3 protein-coding genes and 1 pseudogene are annotated in these 2,545 nt (G+C 69.9%); 2 read left to right on the forward strand and 2 right to left on the reverse strand.

The window, feature by feature from the left end:
* Positions 1-301, forward strand: a 301-nt coding sequence (locus tag VB737_RS06445) for a nucleoside deaminase (RefSeq protein ID WP_500312096.1), incomplete at its 5' end; no start/stop codon positions are given.
* 1 nt (position 302) lies between these two features.
* Here the strand turns inward: VB737_RS06445 and VB737_RS06450 are convergent.
* Both VB737_RS06450 and VB737_RS06455 read right to left on the reverse strand, forming a co-directional pair.
* Positions 303-1,484: a pyridoxal-phosphate-dependent aminotransferase family protein gene (locus VB737_RS06450; RefSeq protein WP_500312098.1), complete on the reverse strand. Its 1,182-nt coding sequence runs from the start codon at positions 1,482-1,484 to the stop codon at positions 303-305.
* Between the two features lie 62 nt (positions 1,485-1,546).
* Positions 1,547-2,065 (reverse strand): allophycocyanin subunit beta, encoded by a 519-nt coding sequence (locus VB737_RS06455; protein ID WP_500312100.1) that lies wholly within the window; start codon positions 2,063-2,065, stop codon positions 1,547-1,549.
* A 163-nt stretch (positions 2,066-2,228) separates the two neighbouring features.
* On the opposite strand from VB737_RS06455, the pseudogene VB737_RS06460 reads away from it, so the two are divergent.
* Positions 2,229-2,545, forward strand: a pseudogene (locus tag VB737_RS06460) (type I glutamate--ammonia ligase); the annotation flags it as partial.

Genomic DNA, 2,545 nt, shown 5'->3' on the forward strand with positions numbered 1-2,545 from the left:
GGCCCGGGGCGATTGGCGCTTCAACGGCTGCACCCTGCTGGTGACCCTCGAGCCCTGTCCGATGTGCGCCGGCGCCCTGATCCAGGCGCGGGTGGGCACGGTGATCTACGGGGCGGCCGATCCGAAGCGTGGCGGCCTGGGCGGCAGCCTGGATCTGTCGCGCCACCCCAGCGCCCACCACCACATGGTGGTGCGGGGGGGCGTGCTGGGGGAGCGGGCCGGTGAACAGCTGGAAAGCTGGTTCCGTCAGCGGCGCCTGGCCCGGCAGGAGCTCCGGGCCAGGCCAGAGGATCCGGCCTGACTCAGGCGATGGCGGCCGCGACCGCCGCCGGTGAGGGGCGGAAGGCGGGCAGCTCGCTCTCGAAGATGGCCAGCAGCCGGTCGACGTTCTCGGGGGTGCTGTTGTAGCCCATCAGGCCGATGCGCCACACCTTGCCGGCCAGATCGCCGAGACCTCCGCCCACCTCGATGCCGAAGCGGTCGAGCAGGTGGCGGCTGAAGGCCTTGCCGTCGACCCCCTCGGGAATCCGGACGGTGGTGAGGGTGGCCAGCCGCAGGGGTTCGCTGACATGCAGGTCGAGGCCCAGTCGCTCCAGACCGGCCCAGAGACGCTCGGCATTGCTGCGGTGGCGCGCCCAGGCGGCCTCCAGCCCCTCTTCGGCCAGCAGCCGCAGGGCTTCGCGCATGCCGAAATTCATGTTCACCGGGGCGGTGTGGTGGTACACCCGGTCGCTGCCCCAGTACTTGTTGAGCAGGGAGACATCGAGGTACCAGTTGGGCACCTTGCCGGAGCGGGCGGCCAGCTTCGCCTCGGCCCGGGGGCCCATGGTGAAGGGGCCCAGGCCGGGGGGGCAGCTGAGGCCCTTCTGGCTGCAGCTGTAGGCCAGATCCACCTTCCAGGCATCGATGTGCAGCGGCACCGCCCCGAGCGAGGTGACCGTGTCCAGCAGCAGCAGGCAGTCGTGCTGGCGGCAGAGGTCGCCGATGCCCTCCATTGGCTGGCACACCCCGGTGGAGGTCTCGGCGTGCACCATCGCCAGGATGGAGGGCTTATGGGCGATCAGGGCCGCCTCGATCTCGGCCAGGTCGAAGGCCTCTCCCCAGGGCCGCTCGATCGTGACCACATCGGCCCGGTAGCGGCCGGCCATGTCGACCAGGCGCTGGCCGAAATAGCCCATCACGGCCACCAGCACCTTGTCGCCGGGTTCGATGGTGTTGGCCAGCGTCGCCTCCATGGCGGCGCTGCCGGTGCCGCTCATCGGGATGGTGAGCCGGTTGTCGGTCTGCCAGGCGTAGCGCAGCAGCTCCTGCACCTCACCCATCAGGTCGATGTAGAGGGGATCCAGGTGGCCGATCGGCATCCGGGCCAGGGCCTGCAGCACCGTGGGATGGGCGTTGGATGGACCTGGACCGAGCAGCAGCCGCTCGGGGGTGGCGATGGGGTCCAGGGCGAGCCGGTGGGCGCTGCTGACGGAGGAAGGCACTGGGAGAGGAGGCAAGACCTGGCGGGGAAGCAGTCGTGAACGGAGATTAGGGAACGGTCGCCTCAGCGGGCCCGGACGTTGCTGGAGGAAAGGCCGCGGCAGAGGTGCTCAAAGGGGGCCCGCACCAGGGCGGTGTCCACCATGCCGGCATCGGCGAGCATCTCGGCGATCACCTCACCGAGCAGGGCGATGCTGCGGACGGTGGGGCCGGTGGGAACCCCCAGGCTCTTGTAGGTGTCGTCGAGACCGTTCAGCACCCGCTCGTCGAGAATGGTGAAGTCGTCGGCCACCAGGGCGTAGCTGGCGTAGCGCAGGAAGTAATCCATGTCGCGCAGGCAGGCCGCCAGACGCCGGGTGGTGTAGGCGTTGCCGCCGGGCAGCAGCAGCTCGGGGTCCTCCAGCCAGAGGCGCTGGGCCGCCTCCCGGACGATGGTGGCGGCTTCCCGGTTGATCAGCTCGACCGCGGCCAGCCGCAACGCCGCCTGACCGAAATAGGAATCGATCCGATCGATCGCGGAGCGATCGAAATAACGGCCGAGCTGGTCGTAGCGACCGATCAGACCGGTGATGGCATCTCGCATGGACGAAACGGATCGACGCACCTGAAGCGGAAGGTAGCACTCGCAATCCGCCAGATTCCTGTGCTGCGGCTGGTTCTGGAGAATCTGACAGAAACGGTTACGCGGCCTCCGGCCGATCGGGGGGGCACCATCGTGGCGGCAGCCTTCCCATCCGCTTCCCGCCATGGCCCCCTCCGCCCAGGACGTCCTGCGCCGCCTCGGAGACGACGGCATCGAGCGCATCGACCTCAAGGTGACGGACCTGGCCGGACGCTGGCAGTCGATCAACCTTGAGGCCGATCGCCTCGGGGAGGGGGCCTTCCGGCATGGCCTGGCCCTCGACGGCCTGGTGCTGCACCCCGACCCGGCCACCGCCTGGATCGACCCCTTTCTCTCCCCGCGCAGCCTCAGCCTGATCGCCACGGTCGAGGGGCCACCCGACGGCGATGGGCGGCTGCGCCACTGCCCGCGCACCTGGCGGCCCGCGCCCTGGCCCTGCTG

The sequence above is a fragment of the Synechococcus sp. BA-120 BA3 genome, assembly GCF_034931285.1.
Lineage (GTDB): Bacteria > Cyanobacteriota > Cyanobacteriia > PCC-6307 > Cyanobiaceae > Cyanobium.